The sequence below is a fragment of the Mangrovihabitans endophyticus genome, from assembly GCF_014646155.1.
In the GTDB taxonomy this organism is placed as follows: domain Bacteria; phylum Actinomycetota; class Actinomycetes; order Mycobacteriales; family Micromonosporaceae; genus Actinoplanes; species Actinoplanes endophyticus.
Genome location: NZ_BMMX01000019.1, coordinates 12422 through 29468 on the forward strand (window position 1 = coordinate 12422; position 17047 = coordinate 29468).

14 protein-coding genes are annotated in these 17047 nt (G+C 71.5%); 5 read left to right on the forward strand and 9 right to left on the reverse strand.

Features of this window, described 5'->3' with window-relative positions; translation table 11 throughout:
- The first annotated feature begins 10 nt into the window (after positions 1-10).
- Complete coding sequence (locus tag IEY73_RS33680) at positions 11-1645, forward strand: polysaccharide deacetylase family protein (RefSeq protein WP_229715979.1); 1635 nt, start codon at positions 11-13, stop codon at positions 1643-1645.
- Here the strand turns inward: IEY73_RS33680 and IEY73_RS19805 are convergent.
- Complete coding sequence (locus tag IEY73_RS19805; protein WP_189080752.1) at positions 1587-2399, reverse strand: Fpg/Nei family DNA glycosylase; 813 nt, start codon at positions 2397-2399, stop codon at positions 1587-1589. The two genes, IEY73_RS33680 and IEY73_RS19805, sit on opposite strands and share 59 nt — an antisense overlap.
- A gap of 39 nt (positions 2400-2438) precedes the next feature.
- A complete protein-coding gene (locus IEY73_RS34245; protein ID WP_306661510.1) occupies positions 2439-2789 on the reverse strand; it encodes a helix-turn-helix transcriptional regulator in 351 nt (116 codons plus the stop codon).
- Positions 2790-2888: 99 nt separating this feature from the next.
- Between IEY73_RS34245 and IEY73_RS19815 the strand changes: the two genes are divergently transcribed.
- From IEY73_RS19815 to rocD, 3 genes are all read left to right on the forward strand, one after another.
- On the forward strand, positions 2889-3497 hold the full coding sequence (locus IEY73_RS19815) for an ATP-dependent Clp protease proteolytic subunit (protein WP_189080753.1): 609 nt from the start codon (positions 2889-2891) through the stop codon (positions 3495-3497).
- Between the two features lie 134 nt (positions 3498-3631).
- The gene (locus IEY73_RS19820; protein WP_189080754.1) at positions 3632-4378 is read left to right on the forward strand and encodes an ABC transporter permease; all 747 of its coding nucleotides are present in this window, start codon (positions 3632-3634) and stop codon (positions 4376-4378) included.
- A 291-nt stretch (positions 4379-4669) separates the two neighbouring features.
- Positions 4670-5893, forward strand: a complete 1224-nt coding sequence (rocD, locus tag IEY73_RS19825; RefSeq protein WP_189080755.1) for an ornithine--oxo-acid transaminase — start codon at positions 4670-4672, stop codon at positions 5891-5893.
- Positions 5894-5948: 55 nt separating this feature from the next.
- Here rocD and IEY73_RS19830 read toward each other — a convergent pair whose 3' ends face one another.
- Entirely contained in the window at positions 5949-7097 is a 1149-nt protein-coding gene (locus tag IEY73_RS19830; protein WP_189080756.1) for an FHA domain-containing protein, read from the reverse strand.
- 190 nt (positions 7098-7287) lie between these two features.
- Here IEY73_RS19830 and IEY73_RS19835 point away from each other — a divergent pair, with 190 nt between their 5' ends.
- Positions 7288-8094 carry a hypothetical protein gene (locus tag IEY73_RS19835; protein ID WP_189080757.1) on the forward strand — a complete coding sequence of 269 codons (807 nt, stop codon included), beginning with the start codon at positions 7288-7290 and terminating at the stop codon, positions 8092-8094.
- 7 nt (positions 8095-8101) lie between these two features.
- Here IEY73_RS19835 and IEY73_RS19840 read toward each other — a convergent pair whose 3' ends face one another.
- The 6 genes from IEY73_RS19840 to IEY73_RS19865 all read right to left on the reverse strand — a co-directional run bounded on the left by IEY73_RS19840 (position 8102) and on the right by IEY73_RS19865 (position 17023).
- The gene (locus tag IEY73_RS19840) at positions 8102-9154 is read right to left on the reverse strand and encodes a 1-acyl-sn-glycerol-3-phosphate acyltransferase (protein ID WP_189080758.1); all 1053 of its coding nucleotides are present in this window, start codon (positions 9152-9154) and stop codon (positions 8102-8104) included.
- Positions 9154-10008 carry a patatin-like phospholipase family protein gene (locus IEY73_RS19845; RefSeq protein ID WP_189080759.1) on the reverse strand — a complete coding sequence of 285 codons (855 nt, stop codon included), beginning with the start codon at positions 10006-10008 and terminating at the stop codon, positions 9154-9156. The genes IEY73_RS19840 and IEY73_RS19845 overlap by 1 nt, the downstream gene beginning before the upstream one ends.
- A gap of 62 nt (positions 10009-10070) precedes the next feature.
- Positions 10071-11453: a glycosyl hydrolase family 18 protein gene (locus tag IEY73_RS19850; protein ID WP_189080760.1), complete on the reverse strand. Its 1383-nt coding sequence runs from the start codon at positions 11451-11453 to the stop codon at positions 10071-10073.
- An 18-nt stretch (positions 11454-11471) separates the two neighbouring features.
- Positions 11472-12680 (reverse strand): ABC transporter ATP-binding protein, encoded by a 1209-nt coding sequence (locus tag IEY73_RS19855; protein ID WP_189080761.1) that lies wholly within the window; start codon positions 12678-12680, stop codon positions 11472-11474.
- 62 nt (positions 12681-12742) lie between these two features.
- Positions 12743-15967 (reverse strand): GH92 family glycosyl hydrolase, encoded by a 3225-nt coding sequence (locus IEY73_RS19860; protein WP_189080762.1) that lies wholly within the window; start codon positions 15965-15967, stop codon positions 12743-12745.
- A 204-nt stretch (positions 15968-16171) separates the two neighbouring features.
- Positions 16172-17023, reverse strand: coding sequence for a hypothetical protein (locus IEY73_RS19865; RefSeq protein WP_189080763.1), 852 nt, complete (start codon positions 17021-17023; stop codon positions 16172-16174).
- Between the last annotated feature and the right edge of the window lie 24 nt (positions 17024-17047).

Below are 17047 nucleotides of genomic sequence, written 5' to 3' on the forward strand. Positions count from 1 at the left end.
CGCATGACTAATGTCACCGTCCCATCCGGTTTCCTCCCCATCGTCGCCACCGCGCCACGCGGCGGCCGATTCGGAAGATCCGACGACGGTCGGGCACCGGGATTTCGACGCCGCCGAGATCAGCGGCCGGCACCGTCGGCCGGAGACCCTCGCCGACAGCACCCGGTTGCGCCCGTCGCCGGAACAGGCTCCGATGGTCAAGGACGAGACCGGCTACCCCACCGGCGAGTGGCCGTCGGTGACCCGCCACGAGACCCGCAAGGTCGAGGCGATCTGGAGCGCCGCAGGGCTCAGCCGGCCGGCCGACGCCGCGGAGGGTCTGTTCGCCAGGTGGCGCAAGCGCGGCCGGTCCCGGCGCAACGCGCGACGCACGCCCGAGCGCGGCGGTCGCGGCTCGGACCGGGACGCGGAGCGACGCGGCGCCCGGCACGACCGCCCCGGCGCGGATCGGGACGCGCACCGGCGCCCGGTCCGACGCGAGGCTCCGGCATCCGGGCCGCGAGCCCGGCACGCCGCCGGACGATCCCACGGCGTCGAGATCCGCCCGGCCTCCCGGCCCGCCGGGACGCGCCGCCGCGCCCGCCCGGGCGCCACCGGCACACATCGGGCACCCGGCACCGTTCCGCTGGAGTCCTGGCTGCTGGTCGGCAAGCCGCGCCAGCAGGCCGTGCTGGTCGCCGCCGTGGTGCTCGGCCTGTTGCTGGTCGGCGTCCCGATGCAGCGGCGCGCCCTCGACATCGATCCGGTCAACGCGGCGAACCAGGCCGCCGTCGAGGCCCGGCAGAAGGCCGGATCCGCACACCGCACCACGACCGAAGCCCCGGCCACCACCGCACCGCGGCGCAACACCACCGCACCCACGCCCGCCGTGAGCGCCTCCTCCGCCGCACCGGCCCCCACCGCCAGCGCCCCGGCCACCGCGACGACGCCGACGGCGAGCCCCAGCCCGGCGGCACCGGTGCCGGACGGCGACGGCCCGGCGCACTCGCTGCTCACCACGGGCTCCGACGCGGTGGCGCTGACCTTCGACGACGGTCCCGACCCGGTGCAGACGCCGAAAATCCTGGCGATGCTGGCGGACAGGCACATCACCGCGACGTTCTGCCTGGTCGGCCAGCAGGTGCGCAAGCATCCCGAGATCGTCCGGCAGATCGCCGCCGCGGGTCACACGCTGTGCAACCACACCTGGTCGCACAGCCTCACCATCGGCAAGGAAGAACCGGCGACGATTCAGCGGGATCTGCAGCGGACCAACGCGGCAATCCGGCAGGCGGTCCCGGATGCGAAGATCCCGTTCTTCCGGGCGCCCGGCGGCAACTTCACCGACCGGCTGGTGCAGGTGGCCTACGCGGACAAGATGGCGTCCCTCTATTGGAAGGTGGACCCGCGGGACTGGGAGCATGACAAGGACGAGGACGACGACTCCCACATCACGCGCATCGTCACCCAGCTCAAGAAGGACGTGAAGCCCGGCGCGATCGTGCTCTCCCACGACTTCAACCAGCCCGACACCATCGCCGCCTACCAGCAGTTGCTGCCCTGGCTGACGGAGAACTTCACGCTCGGAGTGCCGCAGGTGCCGCCGCTCACGGCTGACACACCGGACACCAGTACAAGTTCCGCCCCGCCAGCGGACCCCGCATGATCGTGGCGCCGCAGACGTGGCAGGGCTGCCCCGGCCGGCGATAGACGTAGACCTCGCCGCCGTGCCGGTCCACCCGCGGCGCGCGGTTCATCGCCTCCGGCGTATGCGTGGTGTGCACGGTGTCGATGCGGCCCCGGACCACGCCCTCCTTCATCAGGGCTTGCAGGTCGGTCCACAGTTCCTGCCAGCACGCCCCACCCACGGCGCGGCCGGGCAGCGTGGGCGACAGGCCGGCACGGAACAGCACCTCGTTGGCATAGATCAGTCCGCAGCCGGCGACGATGCTCTGGTCCATCAGCAGGCCGAAGACGGGCCGGTTGCTCGCCGCCACCCGGGCGTACGCGCGGCCGGGGTCGGCGTCGTCGCGCAACGGGTCCTCGCCCAGACGCGCCCGCAGGCCGGAAACCGCGCCCGGCTCCAGCACCTCGCACGCGGTCGGCCCGCGCAGGTCCAGCCAACGACCGGCGCGCTCGCCGATCATGCGCATCCGCAGTTGCCCCGCAGGGGCGGGCGCGGGGCGGGATCCTTGCGTGAACCGGCCGTACAGTCCCAGGTGGACGTGCACGGTGAGCTCATCCGCGTAGTGGTGGAACAGATGCTTGCCGTAGGCCTCGGTGTCGGTGAGGGCATGGCCGTCGACCCGGGCGGCACCGGCCGCGAAGCGGCCCTGCGGGCTGCTGACCGCGATCCGCTGACCGGCGAAGAGCTCGCGGTGATGGGCCGCGAGGCGGTGGATCGTGTGTCCTTCTGGCACGGCAGGCAACGCTACCCGGCAGCGCCGCCGTCGGCCGGGTCAGCCTCGGTGGCGCCGGATGACGTCGGCGGCGGCTCGCACGAACACCTCGCGGCCCGTCCCGCGCAGCGCCACCACGAGCGCGTCCAGGTGCGCACGACGGCGGGCGTCCGGCTCGCTCTGCGCGGCCTCTTCCAGCTCCGCCGCGATGCTGCGGGCGAGTACCTCGGCGAGCGCCGGGCGGTGTTTCGCGATCCAGTCTTCGACGTCCTCGCGGATCCAGATGCGACCGATGCTCAGTTCCTCGTACGGCGCGGGGAAGTCCGGGCGCGCGGTGAGCTGGTGCACGCGCTGGCGGCTGACACCCAGGCGTTGCTGGATCTCCCCCGCGCTCATGAGATGCTTGGTCACGCGACCAGTTTACCCACGACTACTGCCCGCCGGGGGTACCCGGTTCGCCCTCAGGGGAATCGCTGGGTGTTCGCCCCTTCGCCGGGGCAAGCTAAGGCCATGAGTGCTGACGACATGACGATGCGGGGAGCCGGCGCATCCTTCGATGACCAGGTGTTCGAGCGGCTGCTCCGGGAGCGGATCATCTTCCTCGGCAGCGAGGTCAACGACGAGGTAACCAACCGGATCTGCGCGCAGCTTCTGCTGCTCGCGTCGGACGACAGCGACAAGGACATCGCTCTTTACATCAACTCGCCGGGCGGGTCCATCAGCGCGGGCATGGCCGTCTACGACACCATGCAGTACGTCAAGAACGACGTGGTGACGATCGCCATGGGCATGGCCGCCTCGATGGGGCAGTTCCTGCTCTGCGCCGGCACGCCGGGCAAGCGCTTCGCGCTGCCGCACGCCCGGATCATGATGCACCAGTTGTCCGGTGGCATCGGCGGCACCGCCGCGGACATCGCCATCCAGGCCGAGAGCATGCTGCACATCAAGCAGACGATGAACGAGCGGATCGCCTTCCACAGCGGGCACACCCCGGAGGAGATTGAGCGGGACGCCGACCGTGACCGGTGGTTCACCGCCGCGGAGGCCCAGTCCTACGGGCTGATCGACCACGTGATCCGCAGCGCGGCGGAGGTCTCCACGGCACCCTCGCCGGCCTGACCGCACCCACGGCGGCACCCACGGCGGTGCGGAGACGGGCACCTCGTTCGTGCCCGTTTCCGCGCCGCCGGTGTCGCCGTGAGGACAACCGGGTATAGCACACGGCATCCCCCGCTGACACTGGAGGTGATGTCGTGAGAATGCCGACGTTCTCTCGTCAAACCACTGGCGATACCACCGAAGAACGGCCCGCGAACAACGGTTCCACCGTCACCAAGCCCCACGACGGTTCCACCGTCACCAAGCCCAACGAGTCCACCACCACCCGGTGGGACGGCCCCCGCTCCGACGACCGGACCGAAGCCAACCGGGCTGCCCGAGTGAATCCCGCCGAGGTGAAGTCCGAGAAGGCCGAGTCCCAGCCCGCCAAGTCCGAGACGGCGAAGACGAGCGACAAGCGCTCCGGGACCGCCGGGGCACACTCCGCACCACCACCGCCGCCCCCGCCGGCTCGCGAGCACCGCGACGAGCCGACGACGCAGGAACTTCGGCCCGGCGACGACCGGCAGGCCGACGAGCCCGGCCGCCCGGGTGAGACACCGCCCGCCGTCGGACCGAAGCCGCGCGCCAGCCTGATGGCCACCCTGTCGCTCATCCTCGGCGTGGCCGCCGCGCTGCTGGTGCTGTCCGGCCCGCTGATGGGATACGGCATCGGCGTCGCCGGCCTCGGGCTGGTCCTGGCCCTGTTCGGCATCCGCGCCACCAGTCGGCGGCACGTCGCCGGCAAGACCGACGCCCTGATCGGCATGGTGCTGTCGCTGGCCGCCATCGTGGTCGGCATCCTCGCGCTGACCGGCTCGCTCAACTGGCTCGGCACCGACATGCAGCCGGTGCAGAACGCCCGGGAGTGGCTTGACGCACAGTTTGTGGACCGCTTCTGAGGGCATCATGTCATCGCCGTCGGCGGTGCGCCCTCGGTGAGTGATTTTCGGAACCGGGCACGCGCACGCCTGCCCGCCCCGACACCCCTCCGGCGGTGCGCCGGGAAGAGCACTCTGACCTCCGGGACGGCCGACGCGCCGTCCCGGAGGCGTCTACGCAACGAATCGCCGGACCCGACCGTGAGCACGCAATGATCATGCGACTGTCGCATGGAAGATCCGGGGTCGCCGACCGTCGCTCCCGCATACCGTGGGCCCCAGGAACCCACCGCGGAAAGGGAAGCGTCTGCGATGACAACCGTTGATGTCCGTACGCCGGAAGCGCTCGCCGAGGCCGAACGCTGGACCGCGCACAACTATCATCCGTTGCCGGTGGTGATCGCCGAGGCCGACGGCGCGTGGGTGACGGACGTGGACGGCCGCCGCTACCTCGACTTCCTGGCCGGCTATTCGGCGCTGAACTTCGGGCACCGCCACCCGGCGTTGATCGCCGCCGCGCACGCGCAGCTCGACCGCCTCACGCTGACCAGCCGGGCCTTCGTGCACGACCAGTTCGCGGAGTTCTGCCACGCCCTCGCCACGCTGTGCGGCAAGGACCTGGTGCTGCCGATGAACACCGGCGCCGAGGCGGTGGAGACGGCGATCAAGGTGTCCCGCGCCTGGGGATATCGCGTGAAGGGTGTGGCGCCCGGCCGAGCCAAGATCGTGGTGGCGGAGAACAACTTCCACGGCCGCACCACGACGATCGTCAGCTTCTCCACCGACCCGGACGCGCGCGACGACTTCGGGCCGTACACCCCGGGCTTCGCCGTCGTCCCGTACGGGGATCTGGACGCGCTGACCGCGGCGGTGGATGACGACACCGTCGCGGTGCTGCTGGAGCCGATCCAGGGCGAGGCCGGTGTGCTGGTCCCGCCGGACGGCTACCTCGCCGGCGTGCGGGACCTGTGCGACAGGCGCAGCGTGCTGCTGGTCGCCGACGAGATCCAGTCCGGGCTGGGGCGCACCGGACGCACCTTCGCGATCGAGCACGAGGGCGTCGAGCCGGACATGTACGTGCTGGGCAAGGCGCTGGGCGGCGGCATCGTCCCGGTGTCCGCGGTGGCCGCCGGCCGCGACGTGCTCGGCGTGCTCCGGCCGGGCGAGCACGGCTCGACCTTCGGCGGCAACCCGCTGGCCTGTGCCGTGGGCGTGGAGGTGATCCGGCTGCTGCAGTCGGGCGAGTTCCAGGAACGCTCCCGGCGCCTCGGCGAGCGGCTGCACGCCGGGCTGCGGGCGCTCACCGGCCACGGCGTCCTTCAGGTCCGCGGGCGCGGGCTGTGGGCCGGAGTGGACATCGACCCGGCGCTGATGACCGGGCGGCAGGCGTGCGAGCGCCTGGCCGAGCACGGCGTGCTGGCCAAGGACACACACGGATCGACCATCCGGCTGGCGCCGCCTCTGGTGGTCTCCCCGGACGAGGTGGACCAGGCGGTGGCCGCCCTGGCCGCGGTGCTGGCCGACGCCCGGCGCTGAACCGTCGTGCCGCACGCCGCGCCGGTGCCGGTGCGGCGTGCGGGCCGCCGCGGCGTCAGCGCTCGAACTTGCGGATCGCCATGGTCGGCGCCTCGGCCATCACCGACGCCGGCTGGCTGACCCCGCCGGTGGCCCACATCCGGGCCCGCCCCACGTGCACGTTCGCATAGAGCTCGACCACGTCGTCCTCGGCCAGGGCGCGGGTCTCATCCCGGTTCAGGGTGATCCGCTCCTCGTCGTCGCCGGAGCCCCCGGGGCGCACGCCGGTGCCGTTGGTGGACACGTCCTGAACGGAGAGCTCACCGTTCTCCAGCACGAACCGGGCGTGCCCCCGGCTGATCCACTTGCGGGCGTCGTCGGTCAGCCACTGGCCCAGCATGATGCCCTCGCCGCCCTCCGGCGCCCGGCCCACCACCACCGGCTTGTCGGCGGTGACCACGAAACGCTGCCGGACCACGCCGTCGATGCGAACCGACAGCACCTCGACCGGCGGACGGGCTCCGGCGTCGGAGAGCCGGGTGCCGTGCCGGGGGCAGGTGGGCGCGCCCGCGCGCAACGTGGGCGGCGGCTGGGCGACCGGGCTGGTGACGGTGCGCATGTCGGCGAACGGGCTGTCGGAATCCCCGCCGACGCCGTAGCTGCTGCAGGTGGACTCGGGACACCGCCACACCCGCGCGAGCAACCGCGCACCGGTCGCTGAGGGCTCGGCCACCGCAGGCACCTCGCCCCGCCCGACCCGGGCCACCAGCACCGGCCCCCCGGCGCCGGGCACCGCGGCCAGCAGCCGACCGGGTTCGTCCACCCACGGGCGGCGGTCACGGAACTGCTCGGACCGTGACCGGGTGAGCACCGGCAGGCCGAGCAGCTCGGCCACCTCCAGCACCCGGTCGTCCATCTGGGGCACCACCTCGACGATGCCGTCGTCCGCCCACCTGCGGATCACCATGCGCTCGTTGGAGGTGAAGTCGCCGTCGGACAGCAGGCCGCGCGGGGCGACCGCATAGACCGGGACGTTCTCCTCCGCGACGTGTCGGCCGAGCGCGTCGATCACCAGGCCGAGCCGGAGCATGCTGGCCGGGCGGCCACCGTCCAGGTCGGCGTACCGCGCGACCTCGGACAGATCGACCACCGCGCGGGCCAGTGCCGGGTCGGTGGTGAGACGAGCCTCGATGGCGTCGAGGACTTTGCTGACCTCGAATCTCACTAGATCTCCCTGAACGTGCGCGGGCGGCTACCTCGGGCCATCATCATGCCGTGCCGGGGTTCGGCCGCGAAATCCGCCCGTCCGGTGAGCGCCCGTGCGCACGATGTGTCCGTTTGCCGGAGCGCGCGATCGGGCAATTTCCCCGGCGACCGGGGTCATGTCGACGCCGGCGTCGACAGGGAGGACGGACATGCGGACACGACGGCTCACCGGATGGGGATTGGGCGCCATGGCCGCTGCCGCACTCGCGCTCGCCGGATGTTCGGCCGAGGGCGGCACCACGCCCGAGGCGAGCGCGTCGGCGGGCGCGCCGAGCCCGGCGACCAGTTCCGCGGCTGCCGACCCGGCCGCCGCGGCGCAGCTCGGGCAGGCGGCGGCCGCTCTCGGCGAGAACAGCTTCAAGATCACCATGACCTCCGGGCCGGGCTTCAAGCTCGACGGCATGATGGACGCGCCGAACGGCAAGGGCACCGCGACGTTGCACGCCACCAGCGACAACGCCGACGTCACGGTCAAGTCCCTGCTCGTCGGCCAGGACCTCTACGTCCAGGTCCCGGGCCTCACCAAGGCCGGCACGTGGACCCACGTGGACGTCGCGCGGCTGCCCGAGGGGGCGGAGATCGGCCTGCGCCCCGGCCAGATCGACCCGGCCGACACCGCTCGGCTGCTCTCCTCCACCACCGACGTGCGGCAGACCGCACCGGGCAGCTACGCCGGATCGCTGGACCTCACCAAGGCGGCCGGCCTCAGCGGCGTCGATCGCGTCACCATCGACAAGTACGGCGACCGCGCGCAGCGCGTGCCGTTCACGGCCGGCGTGGACGACCAGGGGCGGCTGTCCGCCCTGACCATCCAGCTTCCCGCGGTCGACGGCGGACAGGCGCAGCCGCTGGAGGTGCTCTACACGGATTACGGCACCACGGTGACCGCCGAACGCCCGGCCGCCTCGGAGATCACCGAAGCCCCGGACGGCTTCTACGACAGCCTGGGTGGCTGACCGAGCCTCACACCGATGTCGCCCGGCGCCGCGGCCTCCCCACTCGGAGGGGCCGCGGCGCCGGGCGATTCTCCTCGATCCACGCGTCGATGCGCGCCCACCAGTCGTAGAGCCATTCCACCCGGGCCTCCTCGGCCTGCGGCACCTCCTCGGGAGGGACGCTCCAGAATCGCATCACCAGTTGCTTGTCCATCGGAAGCTGACGCCACACGTCGGCGACCGTCAGCATGCGATCCAGACCGGTGTGCGCCACGAAGATCACCCCGGCGTCCGGTGCCGCGTCCAGCGCGGCGAGCAGTCCACCGGGTTTCGGGGGGAGCACGTTGTTCAGGCGCTCGGCCCGCGCGGCCAGGTCACCCAGGCCGCGCGACCACAGCCGCGCGATGGCCCGGTTGCGGCGCCGCGGGCTGAAGTTGGCTCCCTCCGGAAAGATCACGAAGGCGTCGTCGTCGTCCAGCCCGACGGCGAGCTGCCCGACCTCCTCCTCCAGCGTTGGGTTCCGGCCCGAGCCGGGCGACAGGAAGCGGTTGGGCAACCGGTTGAGCAGCACGTCGACCGCCGGATCCCACTGCAGCGTCGCCTTCAGCACGATGCGCGGCTCCCGGTCGAACCAGTTGACCAGGCCGTGGATGAGGATGAACGAGTCGCCCGGACCGGCATGCCTGCTGACCACGATCTCCGGCCGTCCCGGGGACGCGGTGTCCGGGTCGGTGCCGACCACGTCCACGGACAGCCGCAGCAGGCGGCGCGCCAGCCAGAACAGCACCCGCAGGAAGCCGCCGGTCAGCGCGTAGTGCGCGCGTTGGAACGCCGGGGTGCGGATCCGCGCGCCGAAGCCGGACGCCACCCACAGCCCGGCGAGCGCGACAAGGGCGGCAGCGTCCCAGGCGAGGTACGCGATGGCCAGGATGGTCAGCCGCGGCACGCGCAGATGTCCGGGGATGAACGGCGACGCGATCAGCGCGAGCAGGAGCCAGACCGGCGCGGTGATCAGCAGAGCGACGGCGAGCGCGACGACGAGCGGGCCGAACACCAACCGGCGGACCCAGACCGGCGGCATCAGCCGCGCTCGCCGGTGCGCGCCGGGGTGACATTGGCCGCCAGGTAGCGGCGGGACGCGGTGTAGGCGCGGCTGATCCGGCGCCCCACCGCGCCCATGTCCCGGTACGCCCACGGGGTGTCGTCGCGACGCTCGCTCCCGCCGGTGGGCAGCACGTGCACCCGCACCCCGCCGGGCAGCGACGCCATGTCCCGGGCGAACCGGTGCCGGCGCGCCACCTCGAAGGCGACCTGGGCGACCTCCCAGGGGCGTCGGGGCACGGTCAGCGGCCGTTCGATCCGGCCGACCTGAAGCACGAAGATCAACTGGGCGCCCAGCCGCACCGCCTCGCCGATGGGGATGGAGTTGACGATCCCGCCGTCGATGTAGTGCCGGCCGCCGATCTCCTGCGGTGGCAGCAGGCCAGGCACCGCCGAGGAGGCGAGCACCGCATCGACCAGCGGCCCGCTGTCGAACCAGTGCTCGGCCGCCCGCTCGATGTTGGCCGCGCAGCAGTGAAACGGGATCTTCAGGTCGGCGAAGGTCGCCTCGGTGCCGAGCTCGCTCTCCAGCAGCCGGCGCAGCGGGCGCGGCGAGTGCAGGTGGGTGCGGGCGGCGAAGCGGCGCATCTGCCGGCCGAGCGAATCGCCGTACACCGCCGCCGCCTCGGGCGAGGTCCACAGCCGGACCAGACGGTTGGTCACCGCCTCGCTGGGATCGGCCGCGACCAGCGCGCCGTTCACCGCCCCGATCGACGTGCCGACCACCACGTCGGGGCGGTAACCGGCGCGGAACAACGCACGCAACATGCCGACCTCGACGGCGCCGAGCACGCCGCCACCGCCGAGCACGAACGCCACCGGAGGGTCGACCATCAGATCATGGTGTCACGCCGGCCACCGTCGGTGCCGCGCGGTGGCCGGCGCTGCCGAACGGCTCAGCCCAGGGCGTCCAGGAACGGCCCGTGCGAGGTGCGGAACTCCCAGTTGTAGTAACGGTCCCAGTTGATCGACCAGGTCATCAGGCCGCGGAAGCCGGGGTTGAGTCCGCTGCGGACCCGGTAACCGCCGCAGTTGACGCCCTTGACCAGGCAGTTCACCGCCTGCTGAATGCCGGCCGGCGCGACGTATCCGTTGCCGGCGCTGACCGACGAGGGCGCGCCGAAGGCGACCTGATCCGCGCGCAACGCGGGAAACATGTTGGCGGTGTTGCCGGCCACGGGGAAACCGGTCAGCAGCATGTCGGTCATGGCGATGTGGAAGTCCGCCCCGCCCATGCTGTGGTACTGGTCGTCCAGGCCCACGATGGAACCCGAGTTGTAGTCCTGCACGTGCAGCACCGTCAGATCGTTGCGCATCGCGTAGATGACCGGCAGGTACGACCCGGCGCGCGGGTCCTGGCCGCCCCACGGACCGGATCCGTAGTACTGGTAGCCCAACTGCACGAAGAACGTCTCCGGAGCCATGGTGAGGACGAAGCCCGCGCCGTACCGTGCCTTCAGGGTCTTGAGCGCGGCGATCAGGTTGACGATGACCGGCGTGGTCGGGTTCTTGACGTCTGTGTCCCCGGTGTTCAGCGACAGCGAGTGGCCCTCGAAGTCGACGTCCACGCCGTCCAGGCCGTACTTGTCGATGATCCCGCTCACCGACCGGACGAAGGTGTCCCGGGCCGCGGTGGTGGTGAGCTGCACCTGACCGTTGGCGCCGCCGATGGACAGCAGCACCTTCTTGCCGGCCTGCCGCTTGGCGCGGATGGCGGCGATGAAGGCCGCCTCGCTCTCCACCCCCGGGCACTCGGTGGCCGGGCAGAGGGTGAACCGGATATCCCCGGAGGTCGGCGAGGTGGGCTCGCCGAAGGCCAGGTCGATGATGTCCCAGTCGTCGGGCACGTCGGCCATGCGCAGGTAACCCGAGCCGTTGGCGAAGCTGGCGTGCAGATAGCCGATCAGCGCGTGCTTGGGCAGCCCGGTCGCCGGCGGCTGCGTGGTGGGCGGCGTCGTGGGTGGCGTGGTCGGCGGCGTCGTGGGCGGGGTGGTGGTCGGCGGGGTGGTCGGGGTGCCACCGCCGCCACCGCCGCAGGCGCCCTGGTCGATCCAGACGTCCCACTGGCCGCTGTGCGTGGCCGGGTTCTCGTTCTGCGTCCACCACTTGGCCTGGTAGTTGTGGCTCTGATAGGAAGCCCTGTCGTCCTTGACATAGACGGCGGAGGAGGTCCAGGCCGGGGCGCACGCCTCGGCGGCGCTGGCGGAGGACGCCACGTAGACGGCGGAGCCGCCGGCCGCGAGCGCGGCGCTCAAAGCGAGAATCATCGATCGGCGCATGGCCAATTATTAAGAGTGTTAACTTTGGCTGTCTAGAGGTGCGTCGAAGATTCTGATGCGCCGCCCGCTCCGGTCGAACAACAACAGGTCCTCCGGCGCCACCGCCACGCCCAGCTCGTCGCCCACGCGCACCCGCGCCGGGGCGGGCATCCGCACCGTCACCTCCCCGGCCGGCGCCCGGTCACCGGGCTGGTACGACGGATAGAAGCCGTATTCGGTGTGCGTCACCGGCGCCGGCGGGCGCGACGGCAGCTCCAGCCCGGAGGTCGCCAGCGGCGTCGGCACCAGCCCCGCGTCGACCCGAGCCAGCACCTCGTGGCCCAGGTTGTCCACTCGGCGCACCACGCCGCGCAGGGCGTCGCCGGGGCGCAGCGCCCGGACGCCCACGGTGACCCGCTCACCATGCCGCCCGGCCAGCGCCGCCGTACGCGGCAGGGCCACGACGTGACTTCCGAGGTCCAGATCCACCCGTTCCGGCGTGACGGAGACCGCCGCCTCGAACAGGCTGGGCGGCGGGCTGCCCAGGAACGCCGCCACGAACACGGTGTCCGGATCGGCGTACACCCGCGCGGGCGTACCCACCTGTTGCAGCACCCCCCGGCGCAGCACCGCCAGCCGGTCCGCCATGCTCATCGCCTCGGCCTGGTCGTGCGTGACGTAGACACAGGTGATGCCCACCCGGCGGACCGCGGCCCGGATCTCGCCGCGCAACTCGGCCCGGATCGCCGCATCCACGTTCGACATCGGCTCGTCCAGCAGCAGCAACGCCGGCCGGGCCACCAGGGCTCGGGCCAGGGCCACCCGCTGCTGCTCGCCGCCGGACAGGTGCGCGGGCAACCGGCCCAGCAGGTCGACGACGTGCAACTCGCGGGCCACCTCGGCGACCCGGGACTGCAGCCGCGCCGGGCTCTCGCCGCTGACCCGCAGCGGGAATCCGATGTTCTGCGCGACGGTCAGATGCGGGTAGAGGGCGTGGTTCTGGAAGACCATGCCCACCTCGCGCTGGGCCGGCGGCAACCGGCTCACCGGCACGCCGTCGAACACCACCTCACCCGACGTCGGCGTCTCAAGACCGGCCAGCAGGCGCAGCACCGTGGACTTCCCGCAGCCGGTCGGGCCGAGCAGCACCATGAACTCGCCCGCCGCGACCTCCAGGTCCAGCCCGTCGACGGCCACCACGCCGTCGTCGAAGACCTTGCGCAGAGCCCGCAGCGAGACGGCGACCATGTGTTCATGGTGACCGCCGGAGCGGGCCGTGCCAAGGTCGCAGCGGCGCGCCACGTCCCCGGTCAGCCGAGCAGCTCCCACTCGGCGAGCTGCGTCATGGTGGCACCGTGGTTGGCGGTGATCTGCAGGCGGTACCGCGAGTACGCGCCCGGGCTGCCGGGGATCACGAACGCCCGGGTCTGCCGCCGGAAGGCGAAGTCGACGTTGCTGCGGGTGTCCAGGGTGGTCCACGAGCTGCCGTCGTTCGAGCCCTGCAACGTCCAGCTCTTCGGGTCGCGTTCGGCGTAGTCGTTGGCCGACGTGAGGGTGTACTGCCGGACGGTGGCCTGGCCGGTGAGCCGGTCGGTCAGGGTCGCGGTGCCGGCCACGGTCAGCCACTTGGTGAGCGAGGTGTCATCGGTGAGCGAGACCTTGCCCTCGTTCGGCGGATTCTCGCCGCTGACCGTCAGGGTTCCGCCGGTGGCCCGGTCGGTGAGCTGCCGCGGCCCGTCCGTGCCGGTGGTCATCGACGGGGGCAGGTCGGCCGCCGCGGTGCCCCACGACGACGGCCGCGGTCCCATGGTGAACTCCAGCGTGCCGCCGGCCAGCAGATCGGCATGGGTCAGGTAGTTCTTCGTGTACGGCGTGCCGTTGAGCGTGGCGCTCTGGATGTACCGGTTGGTGTCGCTGACGCCGGGCGCCGAGACGGTGAACGTGTGCCCGTTCTCCAACGCGATGGTGGCCTTCGGATGCAGCGGCGCGCCGATGGTGTAGTCGGTGCTGCCCATCCGCGCCGGATAGAACCCCAGCGCGCTGAACACATACCAGGCCGACATCTGCCCGTTGTCCTCGTCGCCGAGATAGCCGTTGCCGGTGCCGGCGCCCGAGTCGTACTGCGTGGTGAGCACCGTACGCACCCGGTCCTGCGCCTTGGCCGGAACGCCGGCGTAGTCGTACATGTAGATCATGTGGTGGATCGGCTCGTTGGCGTGGGCGTACTGGCCCAGGTTCGCGTCGTACGCCTCACGCATCTCGTGGATCACGCCGCCGTAGCAGCCCGGCAGGTAGTCCCGGGGCGCGGCGAACACCGCGTCGATCTTCGCGGCCAGTTGCGCCCGTCCGCCGTACAGGCCGGCCATGCCCTGCGGGTCCTGCGGCGCCGGCGTGGCGTAGTGCCACGGCGCGCCTTCGGTGAACTCGCAGCCCCACAGGTTGGGCTTGAAGTCCGCGTCGCTGGTGCGCCAGGACCCGTTGCTCTGCTTGCCGCGGAAGAAGCCGACCGACGGCGAGAACAGGTTGGCGTAGTCCAGCGCCTGGTTGCGGAAGTACGCCGCGTCCTCGTTCTTGCCCAGCGCCGCCGCCATCGCGGCGATGCCGAAGTCGTCGTTGGCATCCTCCAGCGTCCAGGACGCCGACTCCGACGCGGTGTCCGTGGGCACGTACCCCTTGAAGATCGACACCTGGTTGCCGATCCGGCCGTTGGGCGCCCAGTCGGAGTAGACCGTGGCGTTCTTCACCATCGACGCGTACGCCGCGGTGTAGTCGAAGTTGCGCACCCCCTTGACGTACGCGTCGGCGAAGGCCAGATCCTGATTGCTGCCCACCATGGCGCCGATGTTCCACGGCCCGGACCATCGCGGAGTCCAACCCCCTTCCTTGTACGCGTTGACGAAACCGTCCAGCATCTGGCCGGCGAGGGTGGGCGTGAGCACGGTGTAGAGCGGCCACGCCGCGCGCGAGGTGTCCCAGAAGCCGTTGTTGACGTACATCTGGCCCTCGTGCACCGCCTGGTCGTACGGGCTCTGGTATTTGCGGACGCCGCCGACCATCTCGGAGCGGTTGTTCGGATACATGTACGTCCGGTAGAGGTTCGAATAGAACGTGACAAGCCGCTCGTTCGTGGCGCCCTCGATGCCGATGCGCCCCAGCGCCGCGTTCCAGGTGGCCGCGGCCTCGTCGCGTACCGTGTCGAAGCTCTTGCCGCCGACCTCCTGCGCCAGGTTGGCCGCCGCCTGGTCCACGCTGATGAACGAGGTGCCCATCTTCAGCGTCACCTGCTGGCCGGACGTGGTGGCGAAACGAATCCAGCTCGTGGCGCCCTGCCCGCTGATGGTGCCGGAATCCGCGATGGCGGTGTCCACGGTGGCCCAGAAATACAGCTTCTGGCCCTTGTGGTCGGTGTATCCGCTGATCGTTCGGGCGCCGCGGTCCACCGCGATCGAACCACCGGCGCTGTCGATGGTGTCGAACAGGATCACCGCGTCCGAGGCGGCCGGGAACTGGAAACGCAGCACGCCGTCGTGGTCGGTCGGCGTCATCTCGGCCGTGATGCCGTACGTGTTCAGCCGGGTCTTGTAGTAGTGCGGCCGGGCCACCTCGTCGGCGTGACTGAAGGTGGATTTGCGCGCGTCCGGTGTGGACTTCACCCCGCCGGTCATCGGCATCACCTGAAGCTGGGCGTAGTCGGCGATCCACGGGCTCGGCTCGTGACTGATAGCGAATCCCTGGACGGTCGACGATCCGTACTGGTAGAGCCAGCCGTCGCTGTTGCCCTGGGTGACCGGGGTCCAGAAGTTGAAGCCGTGCGGCACGGTCGCCGCCGGGAAGGTGTTGCCGTGTGAATACCCCGAGTCGGAGTTGGAACCGCGGCGGGTGTCGACCAGATCGGCGAGCGTCGCGCCGTCGGCCGCGATGCTGAGGTCGTCGAGATAGCCGCGGAAGGTGCCGGTGTTGCGCGGCTGGTCGTAGCCGATGAGGATCCGGTCCACGGTCTTGCCGGCCGCCACCGCGCCGATCCGCGACGTCACGTTGTTCCAGATGTCGAAGGTCAGCACGTAGCCGCCGCCCTGGTCGGCCGGGTGCATCCGGACGCCGTGCTGGTCCACCGCCGCGGAGTCGCGCAGATGCGAGCCGTCGGTGAAGACCAGGTCGACCGCGACGTCGAGGTTGCCGCCGGACTGCGGATAGAGCCAGTACGACAGCGTCGTGGTGGCGGTGACCGCGACGTCCACATCGAAGATCCGGTTGTACGAGTACGACGTGGTGGCGCTCTGATCGGTGCCGGAGTACATGAGCGCCGCGGCGCCGGTGTGCGCGAGTTCCCGGCGGGTGCCGGATTCCATGCCGGTGAGCCCGCAGCAGTAGCCGCCCACGCCGGAGCTGCTCTCCACCGAGTCCTGCCAGGTCGGCTGCGGATCACCGGTCTCGAAGCCGGTCGCGAACCCGGTGGCCGCCGCCACGGCAGGCGCGGCGGGCACCGCCACGGCCAGACCGGCGACCAGCACGAACACACCAACAACAGCGCGCATGGCACTCCCAAGTCGCGACGGACCGGACAGGAAACGACGGTTAAGAACGTTTCCTAGCAGTGTCGAAGCTGTTTCGTCAATCGATGTCGATGTCTTGACTTCGTCCGGAGAGGGCGCGTTCAATGGCGCTACCGACAACGTTGTCATCGGCTCGCTGGGGTCGGCGTCCGGTGTGCCCAGGGGAGGGGCGGGGGCGATCCTCCGTCAGGTCCTGCGGACCGTCCGGTCGAGCCAGCCGTCACCGTCGTCGTCATACATGGTCTTGTCGAAGACGCCATCGTGGTCGGTGTCGTAGTCCGCGGACTCGACACGCTTGTCCCGGTCCACGTCGTGCCCGACGAAGTCGGCCCGCCCGTCACCGTCCAGATCGACCAGAATGTCCACCCCGCCGTCCGCGCGACGGCGATAGGTCGCCTCGTCCCAGTGCCCGTCGCCGTCCGCGTCCACCCGATCGTGGTAGTCCTCCGGCAGCGCGTGGCGCTCCGCCTCCCCGGCGAACCGGGACGGCTCGCCCAGCCCCTGACGCGGCGCGTCGCCCAGCCCGGACCTCTCCCCCGTGCGGGGCGCGTCGCCCAGCCCGGACACCGCGGGCACCTCCGCCCGCTCCGGAGCCGGACCCAGACCCTCGACCGACGCCGCGCCCGGCCGACCCAGACCCTCGACCGACGCCGCGCCCGCCCTGCCGGGTGCGTCACCGAGCCCGCTGATCGCCGCCGAACCCCCGGCGCCGCCGGAGGAGCCATCGGCATCGCCGATGCCCTGCACCGCCCCGGAGGGGGCACCCGGCGTCTCGAACGGCGACCACGCACCGAGCCCGTCGCCCAGGCCCTGCACCACGCCGCCGGCGACCACACCGGCCGTGCCGGACTTGCTGAGCCGCGGCTCGACCGCGGACCGGGCGGCGCCGGTGTCCTCGGCCACCTGCAGGTGCAGCAGGTCACGCTCGCCCGCGTCGAGCCGATATCCGCGCAGGGCGGCACCGGGATCGGCGCGCAACGCATCGGCGAACGACGGATCGTTGACCAGCCGCTCCAGCACGGCGTCGAAATCGCTCATGCCGCCGACAGTAGGCCGGTCAGG